This is a genomic window from Nonomuraea sp. 10N515B, from assembly GCF_052245915.1.
Classification (GTDB): Bacteria; Actinomycetota; Actinomycetes; order Streptosporangiales; family Streptosporangiaceae; genus Nonomuraea.
In genome coordinates this window covers 1-21732 of sequence record NZ_JBQQBQ010000094.1, presented here as the reverse complement: position 1 = coordinate 21732, position 21732 = coordinate 1, and the positions used below count along the sequence as shown (strand labels likewise).

The 21732-nt window shown below is 68.6% G+C and carries 24 protein-coding genes, 2 tRNA genes and 1 pseudogene; 19 read left to right on the top strand and 8 right to left on the bottom strand.

Going from position 1 to position 21732, the window contains the following annotated elements:
- Nucleotides 1–92: 92 nt before the first annotated feature.
- The 4 genes from ACTWQA_RS54575 to ACTWQA_RS54560 are packed head-to-tail and all read left to right on the top strand — an operon-like array spanning nucleotide 93 to nucleotide 5233.
- Nucleotides 93–1589, top strand: a complete 1497-nt coding sequence (locus ACTWQA_RS54575) for an APC family permease (RefSeq protein WP_443166708.1) — start codon at nucleotides 93–95, stop codon at nucleotides 1587–1589.
- Nucleotides 1590–1643: 54 nt separating this feature from the next.
- Nucleotides 1644–2942 carry a glutamine synthetase family protein gene (locus tag ACTWQA_RS54570; RefSeq protein WP_443166707.1) on the top strand — a complete coding sequence of 433 codons (1299 nt, stop codon included), beginning with the start codon at nucleotides 1644–1646 and terminating at the stop codon, nucleotides 2940–2942.
- On the top strand, nucleotides 2932–4089 hold the full coding sequence (locus ACTWQA_RS54565; protein WP_443166706.1) for an amidohydrolase family protein: 1158 nt from the start codon (nucleotides 2932–2934) through the stop codon (nucleotides 4087–4089). Before ACTWQA_RS54570 ends, ACTWQA_RS54565 begins: the two co-directional genes overlap by 11 nt.
- Nucleotides 4082–5233: a M20 metallopeptidase family protein gene (locus tag ACTWQA_RS54560; protein WP_443166705.1), complete on the top strand. Its 1152-nt coding sequence runs from the start codon at nucleotides 4082–4084 to the stop codon at nucleotides 5231–5233. The genes ACTWQA_RS54565 and ACTWQA_RS54560 overlap by 8 nt, the downstream gene beginning before the upstream one ends.
- A gap of 668 nt (nucleotides 5234–5901) precedes the next feature.
- Here the strand turns inward: ACTWQA_RS54560 and ACTWQA_RS54555 are convergent.
- Nucleotides 5902–5974: transfer RNA gene (locus ACTWQA_RS54555), tRNA-Arg, on the bottom strand.
- Nucleotides 5975–6143: 169 nt separating this feature from the next.
- Between ACTWQA_RS54555 and ACTWQA_RS54550 the strand changes: the two genes are divergently transcribed.
- The 7 genes from ACTWQA_RS54550 to ACTWQA_RS54520 all read left to right on the top strand — a co-directional run bounded on the left by ACTWQA_RS54550 (nucleotide 6144) and on the right by ACTWQA_RS54520 (nucleotide 11376).
- A complete protein-coding gene (locus ACTWQA_RS54550) occupies nucleotides 6144–7349 on the top strand; it encodes a sensor histidine kinase (RefSeq protein ID WP_443166704.1) in 1206 nt (401 codons plus the stop codon).
- Nucleotides 7350–7352: 3 nt separating this feature from the next.
- A complete protein-coding gene (locus ACTWQA_RS54545) occupies nucleotides 7353–7988 on the top strand; it encodes a response regulator (RefSeq protein ID WP_443166703.1) in 636 nt (211 codons plus the stop codon).
- Nucleotides 7989–8006: 18 nt separating this feature from the next.
- A complete protein-coding gene (locus ACTWQA_RS54540; RefSeq protein WP_305914107.1) occupies nucleotides 8007–8357 on the top strand; it encodes a hypothetical protein in 351 nt (116 codons plus the stop codon).
- A gap of 80 nt (nucleotides 8358–8437) precedes the next feature.
- Nucleotides 8438–8815 (top strand): hypothetical protein, encoded by a 378-nt coding sequence (locus ACTWQA_RS54535; protein ID WP_443166702.1) that lies wholly within the window; start codon nucleotides 8438–8440, stop codon nucleotides 8813–8815.
- Nucleotide 8816: 1 nt separating this feature from the next.
- Nucleotides 8817–9551 carry a prolipoprotein diacylglyceryl transferase gene (locus ACTWQA_RS54530; protein WP_443166701.1) on the top strand — a complete coding sequence of 245 codons (735 nt, stop codon included), beginning with the start codon at nucleotides 8817–8819 and terminating at the stop codon, nucleotides 9549–9551.
- Nucleotides 9548–11065 carry a radical SAM protein gene (locus ACTWQA_RS54525; RefSeq protein ID WP_443166700.1) on the top strand — a complete coding sequence of 506 codons (1518 nt, stop codon included), beginning with the start codon at nucleotides 9548–9550 and terminating at the stop codon, nucleotides 11063–11065. Before ACTWQA_RS54530 ends, ACTWQA_RS54525 begins: the two co-directional genes overlap by 4 nt.
- Nucleotides 11062–11376, top strand: coding sequence for a hypothetical protein (locus ACTWQA_RS54520; RefSeq protein ID WP_443166699.1), 315 nt, complete (start codon nucleotides 11062–11064; stop codon nucleotides 11374–11376). The genes ACTWQA_RS54525 and ACTWQA_RS54520 overlap by 4 nt, the downstream gene beginning before the upstream one ends.
- A 79-nt stretch (nucleotides 11377–11455) precedes the next feature.
- On the opposite strand, the gene ACTWQA_RS54515 is transcribed toward ACTWQA_RS54520, so the two are convergent.
- The gene (locus ACTWQA_RS54515) at nucleotides 11456–11914 is read right to left on the bottom strand and encodes a MaoC family dehydratase (protein WP_443166698.1); all 459 of its coding nucleotides are present in this window, start codon (nucleotides 11912–11914) and stop codon (nucleotides 11456–11458) included.
- Between the two features lie 253 nt (nucleotides 11915–12167).
- Between ACTWQA_RS54515 and ACTWQA_RS54510 the strand changes: the two genes are divergently transcribed.
- Nucleotides 12168–13349 (top strand): AAA family ATPase, encoded by a 1182-nt coding sequence (locus ACTWQA_RS54510; protein ID WP_443166697.1) that lies wholly within the window; start codon nucleotides 12168–12170, stop codon nucleotides 13347–13349.
- A gap of 112 nt (nucleotides 13350–13461) precedes the next feature.
- On the opposite strand, the gene ACTWQA_RS54505 is transcribed toward ACTWQA_RS54510, so the two are convergent.
- Together ACTWQA_RS54505 and ACTWQA_RS54500 are read right to left on the bottom strand one after the other, a co-directional pair.
- Nucleotides 13462–14253 (bottom strand): MauE/DoxX family redox-associated membrane protein, encoded by a 792-nt coding sequence (locus ACTWQA_RS54505; protein WP_443166696.1) that lies wholly within the window; start codon nucleotides 14251–14253, stop codon nucleotides 13462–13464.
- A gap of 5 nt (nucleotides 14254–14258) precedes the next feature.
- Complete coding sequence (locus ACTWQA_RS54500) at nucleotides 14259–15206, bottom strand: hypothetical protein (protein WP_305914117.1); 948 nt, start codon at nucleotides 15204–15206, stop codon at nucleotides 14259–14261.
- A gap of 216 nt (nucleotides 15207–15422) precedes the next feature.
- Here ACTWQA_RS54500 and ACTWQA_RS54495 point away from each other — a divergent pair, with 216 nt between their 5' ends.
- Nucleotides 15423–15914: a SigE family RNA polymerase sigma factor gene (locus ACTWQA_RS54495; protein ID WP_305914118.1), complete on the top strand. Its 492-nt coding sequence runs from the start codon at nucleotides 15423–15425 to the stop codon at nucleotides 15912–15914.
- A gap of 22 nt (nucleotides 15915–15936) precedes the next feature.
- Here ACTWQA_RS54495 and ACTWQA_RS54490 read toward each other — a convergent pair whose 3' ends face one another.
- A complete protein-coding gene (locus tag ACTWQA_RS54490; protein ID WP_443166695.1) occupies nucleotides 15937–16545 on the bottom strand; it encodes a MarR family winged helix-turn-helix transcriptional regulator in 609 nt (202 codons plus the stop codon).
- 106 nt (nucleotides 16546–16651) lie between these two features.
- Here ACTWQA_RS54490 and ACTWQA_RS54485 point away from each other — a divergent pair, with 106 nt between their 5' ends.
- Complete coding sequence (locus tag ACTWQA_RS54485; protein WP_443166694.1) at nucleotides 16652–17215, top strand: YceI family protein; 564 nt, start codon at nucleotides 16652–16654, stop codon at nucleotides 17213–17215.
- 193 nt (nucleotides 17216–17408) lie between these two features.
- Nucleotides 17409–17497 (top strand) — tRNA-Ser (locus ACTWQA_RS54480).
- A gap of 94 nt (nucleotides 17498–17591) precedes the next feature.
- Here the strand turns inward: ACTWQA_RS54480 and ACTWQA_RS54475 are convergent.
- The 3 genes from ACTWQA_RS54475 to ACTWQA_RS54465 all read right to left on the bottom strand — a co-directional run bounded on the left by ACTWQA_RS54475 (nucleotide 17592) and on the right by ACTWQA_RS54465 (nucleotide 19502).
- Nucleotides 17592–18287, bottom strand: coding sequence for a site-specific integrase (locus ACTWQA_RS54475; protein ID WP_443166693.1), 696 nt, complete (start codon nucleotides 18285–18287; stop codon nucleotides 17592–17594).
- Nucleotides 18288–18290: 3 nt separating this feature from the next.
- A complete protein-coding gene (locus ACTWQA_RS54470; RefSeq protein WP_443166692.1) occupies nucleotides 18291–18737 on the bottom strand; it encodes a hypothetical protein in 447 nt (148 codons plus the stop codon).
- Between the two features lie 348 nt (nucleotides 18738–19085).
- Complete coding sequence (locus ACTWQA_RS54465) at nucleotides 19086–19502, bottom strand: hypothetical protein (RefSeq protein ID WP_443166691.1); 417 nt, start codon at nucleotides 19500–19502, stop codon at nucleotides 19086–19088.
- Nucleotides 19503–20132: 630 nt separating this feature from the next.
- Between ACTWQA_RS54465 and ACTWQA_RS54460 the strand changes: the two genes are divergently transcribed.
- From ACTWQA_RS54460 to ACTWQA_RS54445, 4 genes and pseudogenes are all read left to right on the top strand, one after another.
- Nucleotides 20133–20363, top strand: coding sequence for a hypothetical protein (locus ACTWQA_RS54460; RefSeq protein WP_443166690.1), 231 nt, complete (start codon nucleotides 20133–20135; stop codon nucleotides 20361–20363).
- On the top strand, nucleotides 20341–20859 hold the full coding sequence (locus tag ACTWQA_RS54455) for a DUF6879 family protein (RefSeq protein WP_443166689.1): 519 nt from the start codon (nucleotides 20341–20343) through the stop codon (nucleotides 20857–20859). The genes ACTWQA_RS54460 and ACTWQA_RS54455 overlap by 23 nt, the downstream gene beginning before the upstream one ends.
- Nucleotides 20860–20862: 3 nt before the next feature.
- Nucleotides 20863–21063: pseudogene (locus ACTWQA_RS54450) on the top strand (helix-turn-helix domain-containing protein); the annotation flags it as partial.
- A gap of 51 nt (nucleotides 21064–21114) precedes the next feature.
- A partial coding sequence (locus ACTWQA_RS54445; RefSeq protein WP_443166716.1) for a DUF5753 domain-containing protein occupies nucleotides 21115–21732 on the top strand: 618 nt, incomplete at its 3' end.

Below are 21732 nucleotides of genomic sequence, written 5' to 3'. Positions count from 1 at the left end.
GTTTCTTAGGGCACGTATTGACAGGGTGACTGAAATGCTTGTTTCATAGCGGCACCCTCTCCCCTCCATCGCGCCCCTCTGGAGGCCGCAGCATGGCCGAATCCCGCGTCCCTCGTAAACTCCGCCTCTGGGAGGCGCTCGCTCTCTCCGTCGGCCTGATGGGGCCGACGCTCGCCATGGGGCTCAACGGGCCCGGCGTCGCCGCCACCGTCGGCAAGGCCGTCCCGCTGGTGTTCGTGCTGGGGCTGGTCGGCGTCGCCCTCGTCGGGTACGGCTTCTGGCGGCTGACCCAGCACTTCAACCACGCCGGCTCCGTCTACGCGCTGGCCGGAGCCACCATTGGCCCCAGGGCCGGGTTCTTCGGGGGCATCGCGCTACTCGGCACCTACCTGTTCTTCCTGACCTGCACCCTGGCGGCCACGGCGGTCTTCTCTCAGGCGTTCCTCCAGGCGCTCGGCATCGAGGACGGCGGCCCGTGGATCGTCATCGCCCTCGTCGCCGCGGTCGGCGCCACCGTCGTGAACGGCCGCGACACCCGCATCACGGCCAGGACGCTGCTGATCATCGAGGGGATCGGCATCGCGGCCATGCTCGTGCTGGCGGCCGTCATCGTCGGCAGCGCGGGCGACGGCGCAGGAGGCTCCGCGGGGAGCGGGGGATCCACCGGCCTGGACCTGTCCACGTTCACCACCGGCGGCACCGGCTTCGGCACGATCATGACGGCCACCGTCTTCGCGTTCCTGTCCTGGGCGGGGTTCGAGGCGTGCGCCTCGCTGGGCGAGGAGACCGCCGACCCCAAGCGCAACATCCCGCGCGCGCTCGTCGGCAGCGTGCTGCTCACCGGCGCGCTCTACATCGTCATGATGTTCGCCGAGACCATCGGCTTCGGCACCGACCAGGCCGGCGTCGATGCCTTCGCGAACGCGGAGTCGCCGCTGTCGGTGCTGTCCAGCCGCTACATCGGCACGTGGTTCGCCCTGGTGGTGGCCTTCACCGCGGTGGCTTCGGCGTTCGCCAGCGCACTGTCCTCCTCGGCCGCCGCCGCCCGCATGCTCCTCGCCCTGTCCCGCGACGGGTTCGGGCCGCGGGTGCTCTCCAGGGTCGACCCGGCCACCGGCTCCCCTCGCGTCGCCCTCGTCGTCGTGGCCGTGGTGGCGTTCGTCCTCGACGCCGCCGTCTGGGCGGGCGGCGTGAGCGCCTTCGACGCCTACTACTGGTTCGCCACGCTGGGCGTGCTGTGCATCCTCGTCGCCTACGGGACGGCCGGCGTCGGCGTCATCGCCTTCACCTTCTCCGGCCGCTCGGCGATCCGCCGCTGGGAGGCGGTGCTGCCCACGGCCGGCATCGCGTACCTACTGTTCGTCTTCTTCCAGCAGTCCACGGGCCAGGAAGCGCCGTACTCCTTCTTCCCGTGGATCGCGGCTGCCTGGTGCCTGCTGGGTGTCGTGGTGATCCTGGCCAGGCCAGGCCTCGCCCGCCGCATCGGCGAACGGCTCACCGCCGAGCTGACCGGGCAGGCAGCCGGAGAGACGACCGGCGAGCGAACCGGTGCGGATGGCGAGGCCGCACGCGTGGAACACCAGAGGTGACTTGCCGGACCTGGCGGCGCCCGTCGCACCGTACCGAGATTGACCGAAAGTGACATGACAGACATCCCGCTGATCTTCGTCGCGACCTGCGACCTCGCCGGCCAGACCCGCGGCAGGGCCGTACCGGCGGCCGACCAGGCCAAGGTGCTGCACACCGGGGTCGGGTGGGTCCCCGCCGACCTGGCCATCACCAGCTTCGGCCCGATCGCCGAGGAGAACGTCTTCGGTTCGACCGGCGACCTGCGACTGCTGCCCGACGCGTCGACGGGCATCGACGTCCCGGCGGGCGACGGGCGTCCCGGCGTCCGCCTCTACCTGGCCGACCAGGTGCTGCCCGACGGCTCGCCATGGCCATGCTGCCCGCGTACATTCGCCCGCACGGCGCTGGCCGAGCTGCGCCGGCGGGCCGGGCTGGAGGTGGTGGCGTCATTCGAGCACGAGTTCGTCGTCGACGGGCTGGAGGCCTCGCCGCCGTTCTCCTTCACGCGGTTCCGGGACGTCGAGCCGTTCGGGTCACGGCTAGTCGGGCTGCTGGCCGAGGCCGGATTGGCGCCGGAGACGTGGCTCCCCGAGTACGGCGACGGGCAGTTCGAGATCACTCTGCGGCCGGACGACGCCATGACGGCTGCGGACCGCGCCGTGCTGCTGCGCGAGCTGGTCCGCGACCTCGCCCGCCGCACCGGCCGGCGGGTGACGTTCGCACCGCTGCTGGACCCGGCGGGCACCGGCAACGGTGTGCACGTCCACCTGTCGCTGCGCGACGCCGAGACCGGGGAGCCGGTGCTGTACGACCCTGCGCGGCCCGGCAGGCTGTCGGAGATCGGCGGCCGGTTCGCCGCTGGGGTGCTGGCGCACGCCCGCGCCGTCACCGCGGTCACCGCCGCGAGCCCGGCCTCGTTCCTGCGGCTCACCCCGCACCGATGGAGCGCCGGCGGCGTCTTCCTGGCCGAGCGCAACCGGGAGGCCCTGCTGCGCATCTGCCCGACCACGTCGCTGGGCGGAGGCGACCCGGCGAGGCAGCTCAACCTCGAGTATCGCGCGGCCGACGCCACCGCGAACCCGTGGCTGGTCCTCGGTGTCCTCGTCCGAGCCGGGCTGCAGGGCCTCACCGCCGGCTACGACCAGCCGACGGTGTGGCCGGAGGACTGCTCGGAGGACGACCTGGCCGGGGTGCCGCCCCTGCCGGGATCGCTCGGCGAGGCGCTCGACGAGCTGGCCAAGGACGACGTCGTGCGCGGATGGTTCGACGACGACCTGTTGCGGACCTACCTCGACGTCAAGCGCGCCGAGCTGACGCTGGTCGACGGGCTGACCCCCGAGGAGCTGTGCCGGAGGGTCGCGGATGTCCACTGACCTCGAAGCCCGGATCGCCGCCATCGGCCTGGTGGACCATCACGTGCACGGCGCGCTGCGCGAGGCGGTGGACCGGCCGGCGTTCGAGGAGACGATCACTGAGTCCGACCGGCCGATACCGCCGTGGATGACCCAGTTCGACTCACAGCTGGGCTTCGCGATCCGCAGGCACTGCGCGCCACTGCTCGGCCTGGAGCCGTCGGCGGGCGGGAACGACTACTGGGCCGCGCGGGCTGCTCTGCCGCCCGACGAGCTGACCCGCCTCTTCCTGCGCGCCAGTGGCACGGACCACTGGCTCGTGGAGACGGGCTACAAGGGCGAGCGCATTCTCGATCCGGCAGCCATGGCGGCTTGGAGCGGCGGCCGCGCCGACGAGGTGGTGCGGCTGGAGTCGGTGCTCGAGGACGTGGCCGGCGCGGGCGCCTCGGCCGCGGGCCTGCGCGCCGCATTCCGGACGGCGCTGCACGAGCGGGTCCGGCACGCCGTGGGGCTGAAGAGCATCCTGGCCTACCGCCACGGCTTCGACTTCGACCCGGCGCCTCCGTCCGACGCCGAGGTGCGGAACGCGGCGGGCGCGTGGCTGCGCGCCATCGACGAAAGTGCCGCGCCGCGCGTCGCCGACCCAGTACTGCTGCGCATGCTGCTGTGGGAGGGCGTACGGACCGGCCTGCCGCTGCAGCTCCACACCGGCTACGGCGACCCTGACGTCGAGCTGCACCGCTGCGACCCGCTGCTGCTCACCCGCTGGCTGAAGGCGATCGAGCCGACCGGGACCGACATCCTTCTGTTGCACTGCTACCCGTACCAGCGCAACGCGGGCTACCTCGCCCAGGTCTTCCCACACGTCTACTTCGACGTCGGGCTGGCCGTCAACTACACCGGCGCCCGCTCGGGTGCGATCGTCGCCGAGAGCCTGGAGCTCGCGCCGTTCGCCAAGATCCTCTACTCCTCCGATGCGTGGGGCCCGCCGGAGCTGCACTACCTCGGCGCGCTGCTGTGGCGGCGCGGTATGACCCGGGCCCTGGCGGCGTGGGTGGACGAAGGCGAGTGGACCCTCGCGGATGCCGTACGGGTGGCGACGATGATCGGGCGCTCGAACGCGGCCCGCGTCTACCGACTGGACTCTGATGTGGAGTGCGATGGCTGAGCACGCCGAGCTGTTCGCGGCCCTGCGGCGGGAGATTCCCGCGGCGCTGGCGCTGCGCCGGCGGCTGCACGCGGCGCCGGACCTGTCGGGCGATGAGTCCGCCACCCGCGAGGCGGTCTTGGCCGCGCTCCCGGCCGGCCTTGCACTGACCAAAGTGGCCGAGACCGGCGGGGTGGTACGCATCGGCGGGCCCGGACCGGCCGTGGGAGTGCGCGGCGAGCTAGACGCCCTGGCGGTGACCGAGGCGACCGGCGTCGACTGGCGATCGCAGACCCCCGGCGTCATGCACGCCTGCGGGCACGACGTCCACCTCGCCGCGCTGGTCGCGCTGGCCCGTGCCATGCACGCCGCCGGCGGCCCCCGCCCGCTGCTGGTGGTGCTGCAGCCACGGGAGGAGACCTACCCCTCGGGAGCGCGGGACATCGTCGACAGCGGCGTGCTCGACGCAGAGGGCTGCGAAGCGATGATCGGCGCGCACCTGCAGCCGGTCCTCGCTCCTGGAGTCGTCGCCTGCGTGCCGGGCGGCGTCAACGCCTCCTCCGACGAGTTCGAGATCAGCATCCGCGGCCGGTCCGGGCACGCCGCGTACCCGCATCTGACCCGCGACCCGGTGCTGGCGTTGTCGCACGTGGTGGTCGCGTTGCAGGGCGTCGTCAGCCGGTCCGTGGACCCGATGATGCCGGCGGTGGTCGGCGTGTCGTCGTTGCGAGCGGACAGCGCGGCGAACGTCGTGCCCGGAACGGCGCTGGCCCGCGGCACCATCCGGGCGCTGTCCACACAGACCCGCGACCTGCTGCACCGCAGGGTCGTCGAGGTGGCCGAGTCGGTGGCGCGGACCTACGGCTGCGATGGGGAGGTGAGCTTCGTGCGGGGGGAGCCGGTGTTGGATAATGACCCGCTCCTGGTGACGCGGACGTCCCGGCTGCTGCGTTCGCAGGGCATGGAGGTCTGTGACACGCTCCGGTCGGTGGGGGCGGACGACTTCTCGTTCTTCGCGCAGCGCGTTCCCTCGGTCATGTTGTTCGTCGGGACGAACACGGACGTCTCACTGCACAGCGACAGGTTCCTCCCTGACGACGAGGACATCGAACGGGTCGCCCGGGCGATGCTGGCCGGCTACCTCGGTGCCTGCGCGCGAGAGTGACAGCGGCGGGCTGAACGGCAGCTTCGCGCACTTTCCACCGATACGCAGGGAAAGGCCCTCTCAGACGATCCGAGAGGGTCTTTGACGTGGGAGCCCGCGGCCCCCATGCCGGGCCTCACGACGACGTGGTCACGCCGGTGAGGTCCCGCGATGGGGGATCGGTCGCGGCGTTAAGGAGCTGAGCTCTGATCTGCTTGCCAGACTCGCGACCGCGCTGGGTATTCCGGTCGGTGACCTGGCCGTCGTGACCGGCATCGACCTTCCCGAGAACCCGCGTTGACGCCTCGCGCTGCGGCCATCTCGGCCGACATCTGAATCACCGACTTGACGGAGTGTGTGGAGGACAGCTCCAGCTCGGTCCTGAGCGGCGCGGTACGAGCGATCACGTGTTCACCACAGCCACATCCACGCCACGACTCTGCTCCTGGCCGGCGTCCCGGTCCACGTCGTCGCGGCCCGGCTCGGCCACGCCGACCCCTCGATCACCCTCTGGGTCTATGCCCACGTAATCCGGGCCGCCGAAGCATCAGCCGCCGATACCTTCGCCGAAGCGATCGGGGAGTGAGGAGGACTCGTGTTAGCAGGTGTGTTAGCAAGATCCCGAGATTGTCCTGACAAGCACAAAGGCCCGCTCCAGGGAATCCCTGGTGGCGGGCCTTTCTAGTAAGCGCGGCCGACAGGAGTCGAACCCGTAACCTTCTGATCCGTAGTCAGATGCTCTATCCATTGAGCTACGGCCGCTCGTTGCGTAAGCCAGCATAGCGGGTTCCGGGGAGTGCCTCGAACCAGTTAACGCAATCATGGCCCCCGCGGCTGGTTCCCCCGCGCCTGTGGATACATCGAAGTGTGTATCCACAGGCAGGTCCCTCGCAGGAGGGCGGCAGAGGGCTGGGGTGGTGGGATAGGGAGCATGAAGTGGGTCGTGTTCGGGGCTGTGGTGGCCTTCGCGGCGGGTGTGGTGCTGATCGCGGGTGGCGCCTATGTCGAGCGCGGGGTGCCCGAGTGGCTGCTCGTCGTGCCCTTGGCGATCACTTGTGCTGGGGTTCTCGTGCGGCAGCGGGCGCCGCTCTTGTCTCTGGGGCTCGGGGTGGTCGCGGTCACCGTGGACGGGTTCGTGGGGCCGTCCTTGGGGACCGTGCTCGTGTTCACCGACAACCTCTACGCGGCCGTGCTCTATGGGCCGGCCCGGTTTGCTCGGGTGCTGCTGGGGGTGACGGCCACGCTGGCGGTGGTGGGTGGGGCGGTGGCCGGGTTCATCGCTCAGGACTGGCGAGCGCTGGCCGTGATGGGGATCCAGGCGGGGTTGGTGCTGGTCACGCCGGTCACGACTGCGCTGGTGCTGCGGGAGCAGCGAGATCGGGCGGCGGCCGAGCGGCTGCGGGCGGAGCAGGTGGCGCATCTGGCGGAGCTGGATCGGCAGGCGGCCATCGCCGCGGAGCGTACGCGCATGGCGCGCGAACTGCATGACATGATCGCCAATCACTTCAGCGCGATCGCCATCCAGTCCACGGCTGCGCTCTCTCGTAAGGACCTCGATCCGGAGACGGTTCGGAAGGTCATGGAGTCCGTACGGGAGAACAGCGTCAAGGGGATGGCCGAGATGCGGTCCATGATCGGACTGTTGCGGCAGGAAGGGGAGGAGCCTGAGGCCACTCGGCCGCGGCTGGCCGATGCGGAGACCTTGGTGGAGCGGGTCAGGCGGGCGGGGCTCGTTGCCGGATTGCGGGTCGACGGGGATGCCCGTGAGGTGCCTGCCTCCGTTGACCTGGCCGGCTATCGGATTCTGCAGGAGGCGTTGACCAACGCGCTCAAGCATGGGGACTCGCCGGTTGACGTCGTGGTCTCCTATGAGGCCGGGCGCGTCGTGGTGACCGTAGACAACGTGGTGGGAGGGGCAGGCGCGGCGCGGTTGCCGGGGGCGAGGGCCGGCGTGATCGGCATGCGGGAGCGGGCCTCGTTGGTCGGAGGTTCCCTCGATGCCGGACCTGGTGGGCAGGACGGCATGGGGCGGGGCCGGTGGCGGGTGCTCGCCGTGCTGCCTACCTCTGACAATCAGACTTTCCACGGGAATGGGGCGGGGCCGATTGCGGTCGACGTACGGCAGGAAGGTGCGTGACAGGTGACGATCAAGGTGTTGGTCGCCGACGATCATGCGGCGGTCCGGGCCGGGATCGCCTTGGTCCTCGGCGGCGTGCCGGACATCGAGGTGATCGGCGAGGCGGGTGACGGGGAGCAGGCTGTGGCCATGGCCAAGCAGCTCCGACCCGACGTGGTGCTGATGGACGTACGCATGCCACGCCTCGACGGCATCTCGGCCACCAGGGAGCTGGCGGGGATCAGCGATGTGCTGATCCTGACGACGTTCGATGTCGACGAGTACGTTTTCGGCGCCCTGCGCGCGGGTGCTGCCGGTTTCCTGCTGAAGAACACCGACGCCGAGTCCTTGGTGGAGGCGGTCCGGCTGGTGGCGCGTGGTGATGGGCTGATCTCGCCGGCGGTCACGCGGAAGTTGATCGCGGCCTTCGCCGGGGAGGTGACGCCGTCGCGGCGGGAGCCGGCGGCCGGTCCGGACAGCCTGACGCCGCGCGAGCGGGAGGTGCTGGCCTGCATCGGGCGCGGCATGTCCAACGCCGAGATCGCCAGAGAGCTGGACATGGCGGAGGCCACGACGAAGACGCATGTCAGCCGGGTGCTGAACAAGCTGGGACTGAAGAGCCGGGTACAGGCGGCGATTTACTACTCAGGCGGCACTTAGCGCCGTAATGTGTGCGACGTGAGCATGCCGCCGCCGCCTGAGCCGCCTCAGGGGCCACCTCAAGGGCCACAGCAGGAGCCGCCTCGTCGTACGGGGCTGATCGTCGGGCTGGCGTTCGCCGGGTTCTTCGGCTATCTCGTCATCAATGTGATCACCGGCTTCGTCGCCTTTGCGTTCGAGTCGGAGGTGGCGTTCGGGGTGGGGGCCGGGTTCCTGGCGCTCGTCGGCATCGGTGTGGGGCTGGTGTTCGTGCTGCTGCGGAGATCGTGGTCCCTAGGGCTGGGGCTGGGTCTGATGATCGGCTGGGCGCTCACGTCGATCGTCACGGCCGGCTGGTGCACGGGGCTCAACCCGGGCCTGTACGCGTAGATGGACGTTGTGATCCGATGGCAATCGCCCGCCCCTAGCCTGGCCTCCAGCCCGATGGAGACGTGGGGGAGAACCGACCGATGAGCATGCCGCCGCCCGACCCGAACCACCGTTGGCAGCCCCCGTACGGACCACCGCCGCCTCCGTCCAGCGGGTCCTCCACCGGCGTCGTCGTCGCGCTCGCGTTCGCCGGCCTGGCGCTCTACAGCGTGGTCAACGTCATCGTCGGCTTCCTCGTCTTCTTCGCCGCCATGGGCACGAACGGCTCCAACATCCTCCCCGTGGTGGTGGGCACGGCGGTCCTCGCCATCGTCGGCCTGGGCGCCGGCATAGCCCTCGTGATCATCCGCCAGCCCTGGTCCCGGGGCCTCGGCCTCGGGCTCATGATCGGGTGGGCGCTGTGGTCGATCCTGTCCGCCGGGATCTGCACCGGCCTGAACCCGGGTCTGTACGCCTGACATGCTTCCCCTTCACGAGATATTCGTTGGCCTGGGCGTCTTCGTGGCCTCCGTCGTCTTCGTACGCGAGGCGAGAAGACGGGGCGCGTTCAACGAACAGTCGCTGATAGCCGTCACCGGCGCCCTGGTCGGCGGCGCCATCGGCATGCGCCTGGCCGGCTGGCTGGAGACGCTGGACCTCCAGAACCTCTGGCTGTACGGCTCCCGCAGCATCCTCGGCGGCCTGACCGGCGCGTACGTCGGCGTGCTCGCCGCCAAGAAGATCATCGGCTACAAGGAACGCACCGGCGACCTGTTCGCCCCGGCCGTGGCGCTCGGCATGGCGGTGGGCAGGATCGGCTGCCATCTCACCGAGGCCCCGGGCCGGCCCACCGACCTGCCCTGGGGCGTGCACGCCCCTGCGACGACCCCCGAATGCCCCGGCTGCCTGGCCGGCCAGGCCATGCACCCGTCGTTCATCTACGAGATCATCTTCCAGCTCGCCGCATTCGCAGCGCTCATGTGGGCACGGAAGCGGCTCACACAGCCCGGCGAGCTGCTCACCCTCTACCTCGCCGGGTATGCCGCCTTCCGGTTCCTCGTCGAGTTCACCAGAGCCAACGACACGCTCTGGCTCGGCCTGACCGGGCCACAGTGTTTCCTGCTCGTCGGGTTGCCGCTGCTCGCGTTCCGGCTCGCGTACGGCTGGCGGCGCGGTTATTACGATCCCCTTTTCCAGCGGAAGGTCATGGCATGAACACAGGGATGGGTCTGCGGGGCGACCGCATCCTCAGGTACGTCAACGCGTTCTGCCCGCACTGCCACGGCCAGGACCTGGACAAGGTCGAGCGCCTGAGCGGCTACCTGGCCGAACGCGAGGGCCGCGTATGGCTGGAGCGGGGCTGCCGCGAACACGGCCTGATCCGGACTTTGTACGACGAAGACCCAGAAATCCTCAAATACCTGGAGGAATGGACCGCCCCGACCAAGCACCACGTGCCGGATATGTCGGGAAACTTTGCTCCGATCCCCCTCGCGTACCTCAACGGCCTCCCCGAGATGCAGACCCAGCACACCTGCATCCTCCTCGAGGACATCGCCGAGACCTGCAACCTGCGCTGTCCCACCTGCTTCGCCGACAGCTCCCCTGACCTCGCCGGCGTCGTCCCGGTCCCGGACATCCTCGCGAACGTGGACCAACGTCTCGAAAGGGAGAACGGCCGCCTCGACGTCCTCATGCTGAGCGGCGGCGAGCCCACTCTCCACCCCGAGCTCAAAACCCTGCTGACCGAGCTCGAACAGCGCCCGATCACCCGCATCTTGATCAACACCAACGGCGTCCTCATCGCCAGGGACGATTCTCTCCTCGACCTCCTCACCGAGCACAGGGAGCGGGTGGAGGTCTATCTGCAGTACGACGGCTCCTCCGAGCACGCCTCGAGGCACCACCGAGGCGGCGACCTGCGCCGGCTCAAGGCCACGGCCCTCGAGCGCCTGTCGGCGCGTGAGATCTTCACCACCCTGGTCATGACGGCCGCACTGGGCGTCAACGACGGCGAGGTCGGCGACGTCGTACGCCTCGCGCTCGACACCCCGTACGTCGGAGGCGTCTCCCTGCAACCCCAGTTCGGCTCGGGCCGATCGGGCACCATCGACCCGATGAACCGGCTCACCCACACCGGCGTGCTCAAACGCCTCGGCCCGCAGACCGGCGGCCTGGTGACCTGGCGCGACCTCACCGCCCTGCCCTGCTCCCACCCCCACTGCTGCTCGGTCGGCTACCTGATCCGCGACGACGCCCAGCAGTGGCGCTCCCTAACCGCGCTGATCGGCCACGACCGGCTCAAGGAGAACCTGGGCCTGGTCTCCAACCGCATCGCCGACAGCGAGATTCCGAAGGAACTGCGGCTTGCCGTACAGGAATCCCTGCTCGGACTCCTGTCCGAGCAGTCGTCGCTGTCCCACCCGCAGATCGGCGACCTGTGGCGGAACATCTGCGAGAACTGCGACCTCGGCGTCTCCACCCTCCTCACGCTCGCCTCCTCGGCGCTCCCGGGCCGGCGCAGGAAACTGCGCAGGATGCTGGGGGAGCGGGTGGTACGCATCACGATCAAACCGTTCATGGACATCTCCACGATGATCGAGGAGCGGCTCACGCAGTGCTGCGTGCACGTGGGCACGCGGGCCGAGCAGGACCAGTGCGCGCCGTTCTGCGCCGTACAGGCCTGGCCGCAACTCTCCCGTCAACGACTGTCGGCGGTGACGTCGTGACGGCGGACGATCCTCGCTCTGGCGGGACTTCGGCGAAGGGCCAGCCGTACGATCCGCGCTCCAGCGGGACTCCGGCGAAGGGCCAGCCGTACGACCCGCTCAGGTTGTGCGTGTACGCGACCGTCGCGCTCCTGGCCTGGCTGCTCGGGCCGTGGGCGGTGCTGGGGTTCGCGGTGCTCGGGTTCGCCGGCTACTGGAAGGCGCGGCGAGCCGGGCTGACCCGAAGCAAGTGCCTGCTCAGGGACACCCGGCTGGTGCTGGCCTACCTCGGGCTCCTCGCCGTCGTGGCCGTCGTCGCGATCATCATGTGACCGCTACATCGCGACGTCCTCGGAATGGCCGGACAGCACGCAGCCGTACCGTCGTCACTGTTGCACGTGAAACGCCGGGTTATTCGGCGGGTACGTACAAGCTCAGGGTCTCGGCCACACAGGCAGGGCGCCTCTCGCCCTCGATCTCGACCGTCAGCTTCAGATTGGACAGATAGCCGGCCGGGGTGCCCTTGACGTCCGTGAGCTCGCCCACCGCCCGGATCCGCGCGCCCACGGGCACCGGCCTGGGGAAGCGGACCTTGTTCAGGCCGTAGTTGACGCCCATCGCGATGCCCTCGACCTTGACCATCTCGAACATGAACGCCGGCAGCAGCGACAGGGTCAGATAGCCGTGCGCGATCGTCCCGCCGAACAGCCCCTCCTTGGCCCGCTCCACGTCCACGTGGATCCACTGGTGGTCGTCGGTGGCCTCGGCGAAGAGGTTGACCTGTTCCTGAGTGACGGTGCGCCACTCGGTCGGGCCGAACGTCTCGCCGACGGCCGCCTTGAGCTCCTGAACATTCGCGAAGGTCCGCATGGTGCGAACGCTATTGCCCGGGTGGTACGGCTGCCAAGTTGAGCACCTGTAGCAAAGATCTTTACTCGAAACCATCGCATAGGTGTTCGAGTCCGCGCTACAGTCTTAGGTACCGCAATCGAACAAGGGTTCGGCCTGGTGAGAGGGGGTGTGTCCGGTGACGGTGCTCGCGCCCGCCCCTGCTCGGACACGCCGTAGCACTTTCTTCCCAAATCTAAGACGGCCGCTATATCCGGCAATAAAGTCCGAGAGCGTGGACCCTGTGCGAAACCCTTACGCCCCCGGAGCCGGACAGCGTCCCCCGGAGCTCGCCGGGCGTGACCGAGAGCTGCAGCAGTTCGAGGTCGTGCTCGAGCGTGTCGCCCGTGGCCGCCCCGAGCGGAGCATGGTCGTCACCGGTCTTCGGGGCGTCGGCAAGACCGTCCTGCTCAACACGTTCAAGTCCATGGCCATGCAGCGGCTGTGGGGCACGGGCAAGATCGAGGCCAGGCCCGACCAGTCGATCAGGCGGCCGGTCGCGGCCGCGCTGCACATGGCGATCAGGGAGCTGGCCCCGCGGCACCGCGCGCCCGAGCGGATCGAGGAGTTTCTCGGCGTGCTCAAGGCGTTCGCGATGCGCGACCCCGCGGCGGCCAAGGGCACCTCGCACTGGTCGCCCGGCATCGAGGTGCCCGCCAGCCGCGGGCGCGCCGACTCGGGCGACCTGGAGATCGACCTCACCGAGCTGTTCGTCGACGCCGCCAGTGTGGCCACCGACCTGGCCGTCGGCATCGCGTTGTTCATCGACGAGATGCAGGACGTGCCGGCCGCCGACGTCTCCGCGCTCTGCGCCGCCTGTCACGAGCTGTCGCAGACGGGCGGGCCGCTGATCGTGGTGGGCGCCGGGCTGCCGCACCTGCCCAGCGTGTTGTCGGCCAGCAAGAGCTATTCCGAACGGCTCTTCCGCTACGCGCGCATCGACAAGCTCGACCGGGACGCGGCCGATCTCGCGTTGATCCTGCCGGCCCGGGAGGAGGAGGTGGAGTTCACCGAGGACGCCCTGGATGCGCTCTACGAGGCGGCCGACGGCTATCCCTACTTCGTGCAGGCCTACGGCAAGGTCGCCTGGGACCTCGCGCCACGCAGCCCGATCACCATCGAGGACGTCAAGGTCTCCGCGCCCGAGGCCGAGGAAGAGCTCGCGGTCGGCTTCTTCGGCAGCCGCTACGAGCGGGCGACCCCGGCCGAGCGCGACTACATGCACGCCATGGCGCACATCGGCGACGAGCCGGTCGCCACCGCTGACGTGGCCGACGCCCTTGGGCGCAAGCCGTCCAGCCTCTCGCCCGCCCGTGACAGCCTCATCAAGAAAGGGCTCATCTACAGCGCCGAACGCGGGCTGATCGCGTTCACGGTGCCGCATTTCGGGAAATTCCTGCGCGCTCAACCGGTCTGAGCGGCGCCCCTAGACCTCTATTGGGCTGTCTAGTGGGGAAGCTAGACAGCCCAATAGAGCCATATGACCATGCCTGCCTGCGTTGTCGAGAGAAATCTACGGCTCTCTAGCGTCAGGCCGATACTGGCGTATATTCCGGCAGACTGCCGCTGTCCTGCGCGCTCACCACGGCCATCCGCACCGCGGGGCGCCGCCCGCTGAGATAGACCGCGAAGACGACGTCTTCCTGCTCGTGGTTGCGGAAGGCGAAGAAGCGCCAGCACAGCTCGCGCCAGCTGTCGTACGGCTCGGCCGAGGCCAGCTCGTCCCGATGAGCCCGCCAGGTGCCGCTTGTCCGGAGCATGGCGAGGGTGACCGACTCGGCGGGGCCGCGGCGCTGCTCGCACGGCGCGCGGTAGCGTACCCGATCGATCATCTCCTCGATCTCGGGCGACAACACGAGAAGGACGAGCAGCCCGGCGGCCGTCAGCCACGACGGCCGCGTCGCAGCCACCCAGCCCGTCACCGGAGCCCACAGCGAGAGCGCCGCCATCCCGGTCAGCACGACCGTCCGGGCGATCGAGCGCAGTCCGACCGGCGCCGAGCTCACCTCGCCGAAGCAGCCGCAGCCCGCATCGGGCCGCCGTCTGCGCAGCTCCAGCAGCACGTACGTGGACAGCGCGAAGAACGCGAGCGTACCCCACCGGAGGATCGCATGCGTGCTCAGCAGCAGCCCGACGGACAGCACCATCTCACCGGCCGCGCAGACCAGCAGCGCGGGCGTCTGCATGCGGCCCGGCACCAGGACCGCCGGCCCCAGCCTGGACAGCGCCCCAGGCTCACCTCCGGATCGTGCCGTGCTCACCTTGGCCACCGTGCCCAGGACGAGTAGCACGATCAGGATCGGCAACTGCGATTCCAGCACGCGTGTCACCCCAATCCGATCTGAGCGTTGAAGCAGCCTTTCACCAAATCGCCGCCGAGTTCCACATAGGCGAACGGCGACAACTCCGCGATCCGCCCGCGTGGCGAGGTGTCGCACTCAACGCAGCGGTCGCAGAACCGCCCGGCCACGCACCCGCACGCCACCACCGGCACGTTGGCGGAGCGGTTGGAGCAGACGTTCCTGATCTGCAGGAGGGAGCCGAGGGCGAGGTAGGGCAGGCCGGCGCACGACGCGCCGACGTCCGGGCAGCCGGTGTCGGCCCGCTCCAGCATGGGATAGGCCGCCCCCCGCTCTTCCTCGTCGAACGTGTCCGACCACGTCGCGGTGCCCGAGATCCGCGACTGCAGGCCCGCGTACGCGGGCGGCGGGTCCGGCACGGCCCGCGCCGGGTACGCCGGCTGCGAGGTCGCCGGCAGCAGGGCCAATCCCGCGCCGTCGCGCCTGACGCCGATCGCGTCGAACAGGTAGCCGGGCTCGAACTTGGGATGCCGCACCTGCAGCCGGCCCGACGCCCGGTAGGGGATGACGATCGTACGGTGCCCGCGATGCGGCCCGCAGTCGAGCTCCACCGTCAGGTCCTTGCGCCCGCTGATCGACAGGATCGTCCCGGTGATGCGCGTGGTGTCCGCCCAGATCCGCTCGACCACGCGCCCGTCGCGCAGGGCCCGCATCATGACCATGGAGCCCACGGGCAAATCGGCGGGTGCGGTGTCGCCGCCGTGCCAGGCGGTGGCCCACGGCGCGATGACGAGTCGCTCCTCCGTGCCGTCCGGGGTCTCGATGATGATGAGATGCGGGCTGACGTCAAGGACCTCCCCGGTGACCGCGTTGATGGGTTGTCCATCGCCTGGGTCAGGACCTGGTATGCCCGGATCGCGGCCGAGCGCGGCCGCGGCGAGCACCCGGCGGCGCTCGACGCTCGGATAGCCCATCCGCCCCTCCCTCGCTCGGTACTAGGTTCACACGACTCGGGGACCGCTCACGCCGGGTGGCGCAGAAGAGAGCAAAATACGCATCCCCTGGAGAAGGAGTTGACATCCCTCGGCGGAGAATCCGCCACCGACCTTGACTGACCTTTATCGTCGGCGGGCCGAAACCTGAATTCCGGTTCAGGCCTAATAGGGCATGAGGCTGCGATTCTGGCCACGATGCAGACCACCGGTTGGGAAGAAGAGTTCCGCGAGTACGTCAGGACCCGCGGTCCGGCGTTGCTGCGCGCCGCTCACCAGCTCACCGGGCACCCGCTGGACGCGGAGGATTTGCTCCAGAACGCGCTGACCAAGACGTACCTGGCGTGGGAGCGCATCGAGGACCGGGGAGCGCTGGACGGGTACGTGCGGCGGGCGATGGTGAACATCAACATCTCGCAGTGGCGGCGGCGCAAGCTGGAGGAGTATCCCTCCGACGAGCTGCCGGAGATCGTCACCGACCCCGTGGTGTGGGGGGAGGTGCACGAACGGCTGGAGCAGGCGTTGGAGGAGCTGCCGGAGCGGATGCGGGCGGCGATCGTGCTGCGGTATTACGAGGACATGACGGAGCCGGAGATCGCCAGGAAGCTCGGGATCAGCGTCGGCACGGTCAAGAGCACGGTGTCGCGGGGGATGGCCAAGCTGCGGACCGCTTTGGGACTGGGAGGATGATCCGCTTCGGGTCTGGGCGTGGTCAGGAGGCGGAGGAAGAAGCCGAGTCGACCGCGACCTCGGGCTCGGCGGGGGTGGGGGCGGGGACGTGGGCCCTTTGGGCCCTTTGGTCCGGCGAACCTGCCGTCAGGGCCTCCACGCAGGCGTCCACCCCGCCCTCCACTCCGGCCTCGCCCGCGCCGGCGGTGGCGCAGGGCCGCACCACATCCCGGATCTTCCGCAGAGTAGCCAGAAACGCCTCCAGCTCCTCCGCGTCGAGCAGGCTCGTGAAGGTGTCGTCGATGTCCTGCAGGTGCTGTGGCAGCACGGACTGCAGCCGCTCGCGCCCGGCATCGGTCAGCACGGCGTAGGACGCTCGGCGGTCACTGGGACACGCCCGCCTCCTCACCACCCCTTCGCGCTCGAGCCGGTCGACGACGCGGGTCACGCCACTCGTGGACAGGCCGGTCTGCGCCGAGAGATCGCTCATCCGCAGCTGTTCCCCTGGGGACCGGGCCAGCCGCAGGACAGCCTCGAAGTCGATCTCCGACAACCTCGCCGCCGCGATCGCCGGCTGGAGCCTGGCCATGAGACCGGCATGCACTTCCGCCAGCAGCCCGACAGCCGTCAGCCGGGGGTCGTCAAAGTTCATCACGTTCATACCTTAACCGACGATAGTTGACGAGAGGAATATTCCTCGTGTAGACATTTGTTGCCGCAGACATCCGCAGTGCAACCTTCCTAATAAGGAGAACCCCATGACCACCCGCACCTGGGAGGCCCTGGCCATCCCCGCCGCCGGCACCTACAACCTGGACGCCGCCCACACCACCATCGGCTTCTCGGTCAAGCACATGATGGTCAGCAAGGTCCGCGGCCACTTCGGCGACTTCAGTGGCTCGGTCACGATTGCCGAGAACCCCCTGGAGTCCACCGCCGAGCTCACGATCAAGACCGCCAGCATCCACACCGGCGTCGCCGACCGCGACGGCCACCTGCGCAGCGACGACTTCCTGTCCGTCGAGAAGTTCCCGGAGATCACCTTCAAGAGCGCCCGCGTGGTCAGCCACTCCGGCGACGAGTTCACCGTGGTCGGCGACCTCACCATCCGTGACGTCACCAAGGAGGTCGAGCTCACCGTCGAGTACGGTGGCGCGGGCACGAACCCGTGGGGTGCCGAGGTGTGGGGCTACTCGATCAGCGCCGAGATCGACCGTGAGGACTTCGGCCTGACCTGGAACCAGGCCCTGGAGACCGGCGGCGTGCTGGTGGGCAAGAAGATCAAGATCGAGATCGAGGGCGAGGCCAACCCCGCTGCCTGAGCCCATGCTCTGTCCGGCTACGGTTATCCACAGCCCGTGAAGCCCGCCCACGCTCTGGGCGGGCTTCATCCACAACCAGTTACCCACAGCCTGTTGATAACTCTTGGTGAACGGTGTGGATAGGCGGGGAGCGGAATCGCTTTGCCGCCTCGCCAGAAGGCCGGTACGCTGTGCTGAGCCACAACGGCTTCCGGGAGGATTCGCCTAGTCAGGTCTATGGCGCCGCACTGCTAATGCGGTTTGGTGGCAACACCATCCGGGGTTCAAATCCCCGATCCTCCGCTTGTGAGCAGGGAGTATGTGAGAGATCACATGCTCCCTTTCTCGTGTCGGAGATCATTTCGGGCTCCAGATGGCACGGAGATGGCACAGGCGGTCAGATACGGCTCTTGCGCGGCACGAACGCGGCGATTGCCTGCGCGGCCTCTTCCTGGAGTTCTTCGGCCACGCTGACGTACACCTCGCTCGTGAAGGACTCGCGGGCGTGGCCCAGGGTCTCGCTGATCACCTTCATGGAGACGCCCGCTGCGTGCAGCATGGTGACGGCGCCGTGGCGGAGGTCGTGGAACCTGACGGGCGGCAGCTTGGCCCGGCCGTACAGGGTGATGAAGTGCCGGGAGACGTAGTCGGGGTTGAGGGGTTCGCCGTTCTCCTGCGTGAAGACCCGCCCGGAGTCCACCCACGCCTCACCCCAGTGCATGCGCTCTTCGAGCTGGGCCTTGCGCCACGCCTTGAGGACGCGGGTGGTCTCGTCGTCGATCGTCAGCTTGCGGTCGGAGTTCTCCGACTTGGTGTCGTCGAGTTCGTCGTCGGGCTGGGACTGGCGGATGTGGATTCGCCGCGTCTCCAATCCGACGTCTGCCCAGTCGAGTCCGACAAGTTCACCGCGACGCAGGCCCCAGAACGCGGCCAGGTGGTACAGGGCGTAGAGGCGTTCCTTGTTCTCGGTGATGTGGTCGAGGAAGGCCCCGCAGTGGTGCTGACTCCAGACCATGACCTTGGCGGGTACGGTCCCCGTCTCCTTCCACCGCTCGACCCGCTCGGTTGTCCACAGCAGTGGACGATTCTTCACCCGCTACTTGGACGCCTTGCCGAACTTGATCACGACCACCGGGTTACGGCTGATCTTCCCGGACGCGACCGCATCGTTCAGAGCCTTGCTCAGCACCGCATGCATGCGCTTGATCCTGGCCGTCGTGAGGGGGCGGGCGGAGTACCTCTTGCCCGCCCGCTTCGCCCTCGCTTCCAGCAACCGCCGCAGGAGGTCGGACTTGTCGGTCTCGGCCTCCGGCTGGTTGATCTTCCGCATGGCGGAGTAGAGATCGCGCACGTCGTCGTCGCGCAGGTCGATGAGCCGGAGGTGGCCGAGGCCCGGTTTGAAGTAGAGATCGAGAGCCTCGCGGTAGGAGGAAAGGGTGGACGCCTTGAGATCGCCCTCCGCCTCCTCACGGCCACGGAGCCAGCGGTCCAGGTAGGCCCCGACAGTCAGCTTGCGGCCCCCGAGCCCCTCGCCACGGTTCACCTGCCCCTGCGCCTCGTTGAGCGCGGCCAGGCACCTTCTCCGTGGCGAACGGGCCGACGCGAGGCTGACGCCGCTTGCCGTCGGCGGTCGGCGGGGCCTCGTATCGTCCGTACCACTTCCCGTGCCGGGGGTTCCACCGCCATCGGGGCTTGCCGTCCTTGTCGAGCTTCGGGCTCCCGTCCCTTTCCTGCTCGTGAAGACCGGTGGCCGCTCGGGCGGCGAGTTACACGGAGGTCACACCGCGCGATAGCGGTGGAAGGTGGCCCCGCCCACGCCCTCCTTGTATGTCATGCGCGGGGCCACCAGCTCGGCCCGCCACTGGTCACGCAGCCGACGAGCCGAGCAGCTTCAGGGGATCGACTCCAGGCGCATGCCGTCCAACCGGACAACCAGTTGCAGGGCGAGGCAGGATGCGTGACGGGCGAACTCGTCGAACCCGACGTAGATGTTGTGCCCGGTGTGGGTGGCAGTGCCGCCCGGACCGAGGGTGAAGGTGTCGGCCAGGACCCCCACCGGTTCAGCGCTGGCGGCGGTGTAGACCGCCGAGTTCTTACGGAGCTGGGGACAGTAGGCCAGCGACTCGGGGATGCACGCGGGACAAGTGGGCGGGGCGTTGGTGAGCCCGCTGTCTTGGCTCATCGCGCGAAACGCGGTCTCGGTGATCACCCACCACATGCGCCCGGTTCTGGGGTCCCTGCCTGTCTTCCCGCAGACCTGGCACAGGCCGCGAAGCATGGCCAGCCATTGACGTCTGACGTTCAGCATCCGCCACAGCGGTTGGCCGCGCCGATTCTGACGGATACGGCCCCGAAGGATACCCGCGACCCAATCGCTTGGACGTGGATCGGGATAGGTGATTCGGATGTCGCCGAAGGGGTGCTGCTTAGCGAACATCAGGCGGTGTTCGATGGCTTCGCCGGACCACGCGATGACGTACGGGACACGCAGCGGAACGGCACCCGCAACAGCGGCGCTCGTCCCTGGTTGCGGAGCCATCATCAAGCGCTTCCCGCCTCACGCCACGTGTGGACCACGCGCCTGGCCAACGCCGACAACACCAGGCTCCTCGGTGTCTCGGCTTGGATGAGGTCTCCCGAGCCGCGGTGCCGGCCGCAAAGCAGGCCTCCGTCGTCCCAGGTATCGAACTCGGGGATCATCGGTGCGGACTGCGCGTCATGTTCGAATTTCAGGTGAGGGCCGTGCTCAGGGGGCATAGCCGTGACGGTAGGAATCCACGCAGCCGCACCTCAACGAGGTTGCCGAGCTTTGCGGCGAAGATCGGTACGGCGGTGTGGGCCCGAATCGGGTTGGCAACCTTGGGCAATCTTCTTGATGGGCTGTCGTTCAGGACGCAAACTCGGGCACGAAGCGTCCACTCGGCGAGGAGGATCTCCGATGAGCCTGGAATTTCTCGGAAAGGACCCTGACAGCCCCAACGGCGGCTCGCCAACGCTCTGGAGAGACACCGAAACGGGGGACCTCCTGATCCAAGGCTGGACGATCACGGACCCGGCCGCCCGTTCCGAGATCGGTAAGGTTCCTGACGGTGAAGAGATCGTGCGCATCCCCCAGCGCATGCTCCAGTTCCTGCCGGAGGTGAACGGTGACCACGGGCGCAGAGGTTGATCACGGTCTACGCCACTGCAAACGATCCGCCGTGCACCTGGAGATGCGCGACGGGTACATGCTGGACGACCCAGACTTCCACGCCTGGCAAGCCGGTCACCGACTCGTTCCCAATGATCGTTCCTCCTGGTGGCGGCCCTGGCTCCAGAACATCGTGGACGCCGTCGCGCGGGGAGCCGAAGTAAGGCGAGCCCGCATCGTCTCTGAGCCCGTGAGCGACTACATCCGTTACGAGTACGACATCACCTTTCCCAACGTCCGCGCAGGTGAGCAGGTGCGTTGGCTTCCCCGCCGACAGGCCACTGATCTGGCGCTCCCCGGGAACGACTTCTGGCTGTTCGACCAGGAGACGCTCCTGATCAACCACTTCAGTGGCAACGGCGACTGGTTGGACGTCGAGCACGTCACCGACCCTGCTGTGATCAAGCTATGCAGCGAGGCTTTCGAGGCCGTCTGGCATCGTGCCATCCCACACCACGACTACCACGTTGATTGACCCTTGCCCTCGTCATCATCCAGCGCACACGAGGCGCTCCAAATCCTCGCCGCCCGGCTCCGCCGGATCCGTAAGGACGCCCGCCTGTCGGGCCGCGAGCTTGGGCGGCTGGCGGGTTGGCATGCATCCAAAGTCAGCCGGATCGAGCATGCCCATCGACCACCCTCGACCCACGACGTACGGGCTTGGTGCCAGCACTGCGGAGTTCCGGAGCAGGCCGAGGACCTCATCACCTCCCTGGAGGCGATCGAAGGCATGTTCGTCGAGTGGCGGCACATGGAACGCACAGGACTCCGCCACGCGCAGGAGTCGGTCCTGCCGCTCTGGGAGCGTACGCGGCAGTTCCGCTTCTACGCCCCCAACCTCATACCCGGCCCGCTCCAGACGCGCGCCTACATCACCGCCCTACTGACCGCGCTCCAACAGCGCCGCGATCTCGCCGACGACGTCGAGGACGCCGTGCAGGTCCGGGTGGACAAGCAGCAGGTCCTTCACAAAGGCGATCACCGTTTCGTCGTCATCCTTGAGGAGAACGTCCTCCACCAGCCGATCGGAGGTCCCGACGTCATGACGGGCCAGCTCGGCCACCTGCTAACCGTCAGCACCCTGCCCGCAGTGTCGCTCGGCATCATCCCGTTGGGCGCAGACAGGTCCAGCATGTGGCCCACCGAAGCGTTCTTCATGTTCGACGACGAGGAGGTGACCGTTGAACTCGTATCGGGCCATCTGACGGTCACGCGGCCACACGAGGTGTGTCAGAGAAAATGCACCAGATCGGGTCTTAAATACCCATCAGTCGCGGGAGGGGTTATAGGGGATCCTGGCGTAGTTCTCGCCGGGCTGCAACCCGGGCCTCGTGCGCGTCCTTCAGCC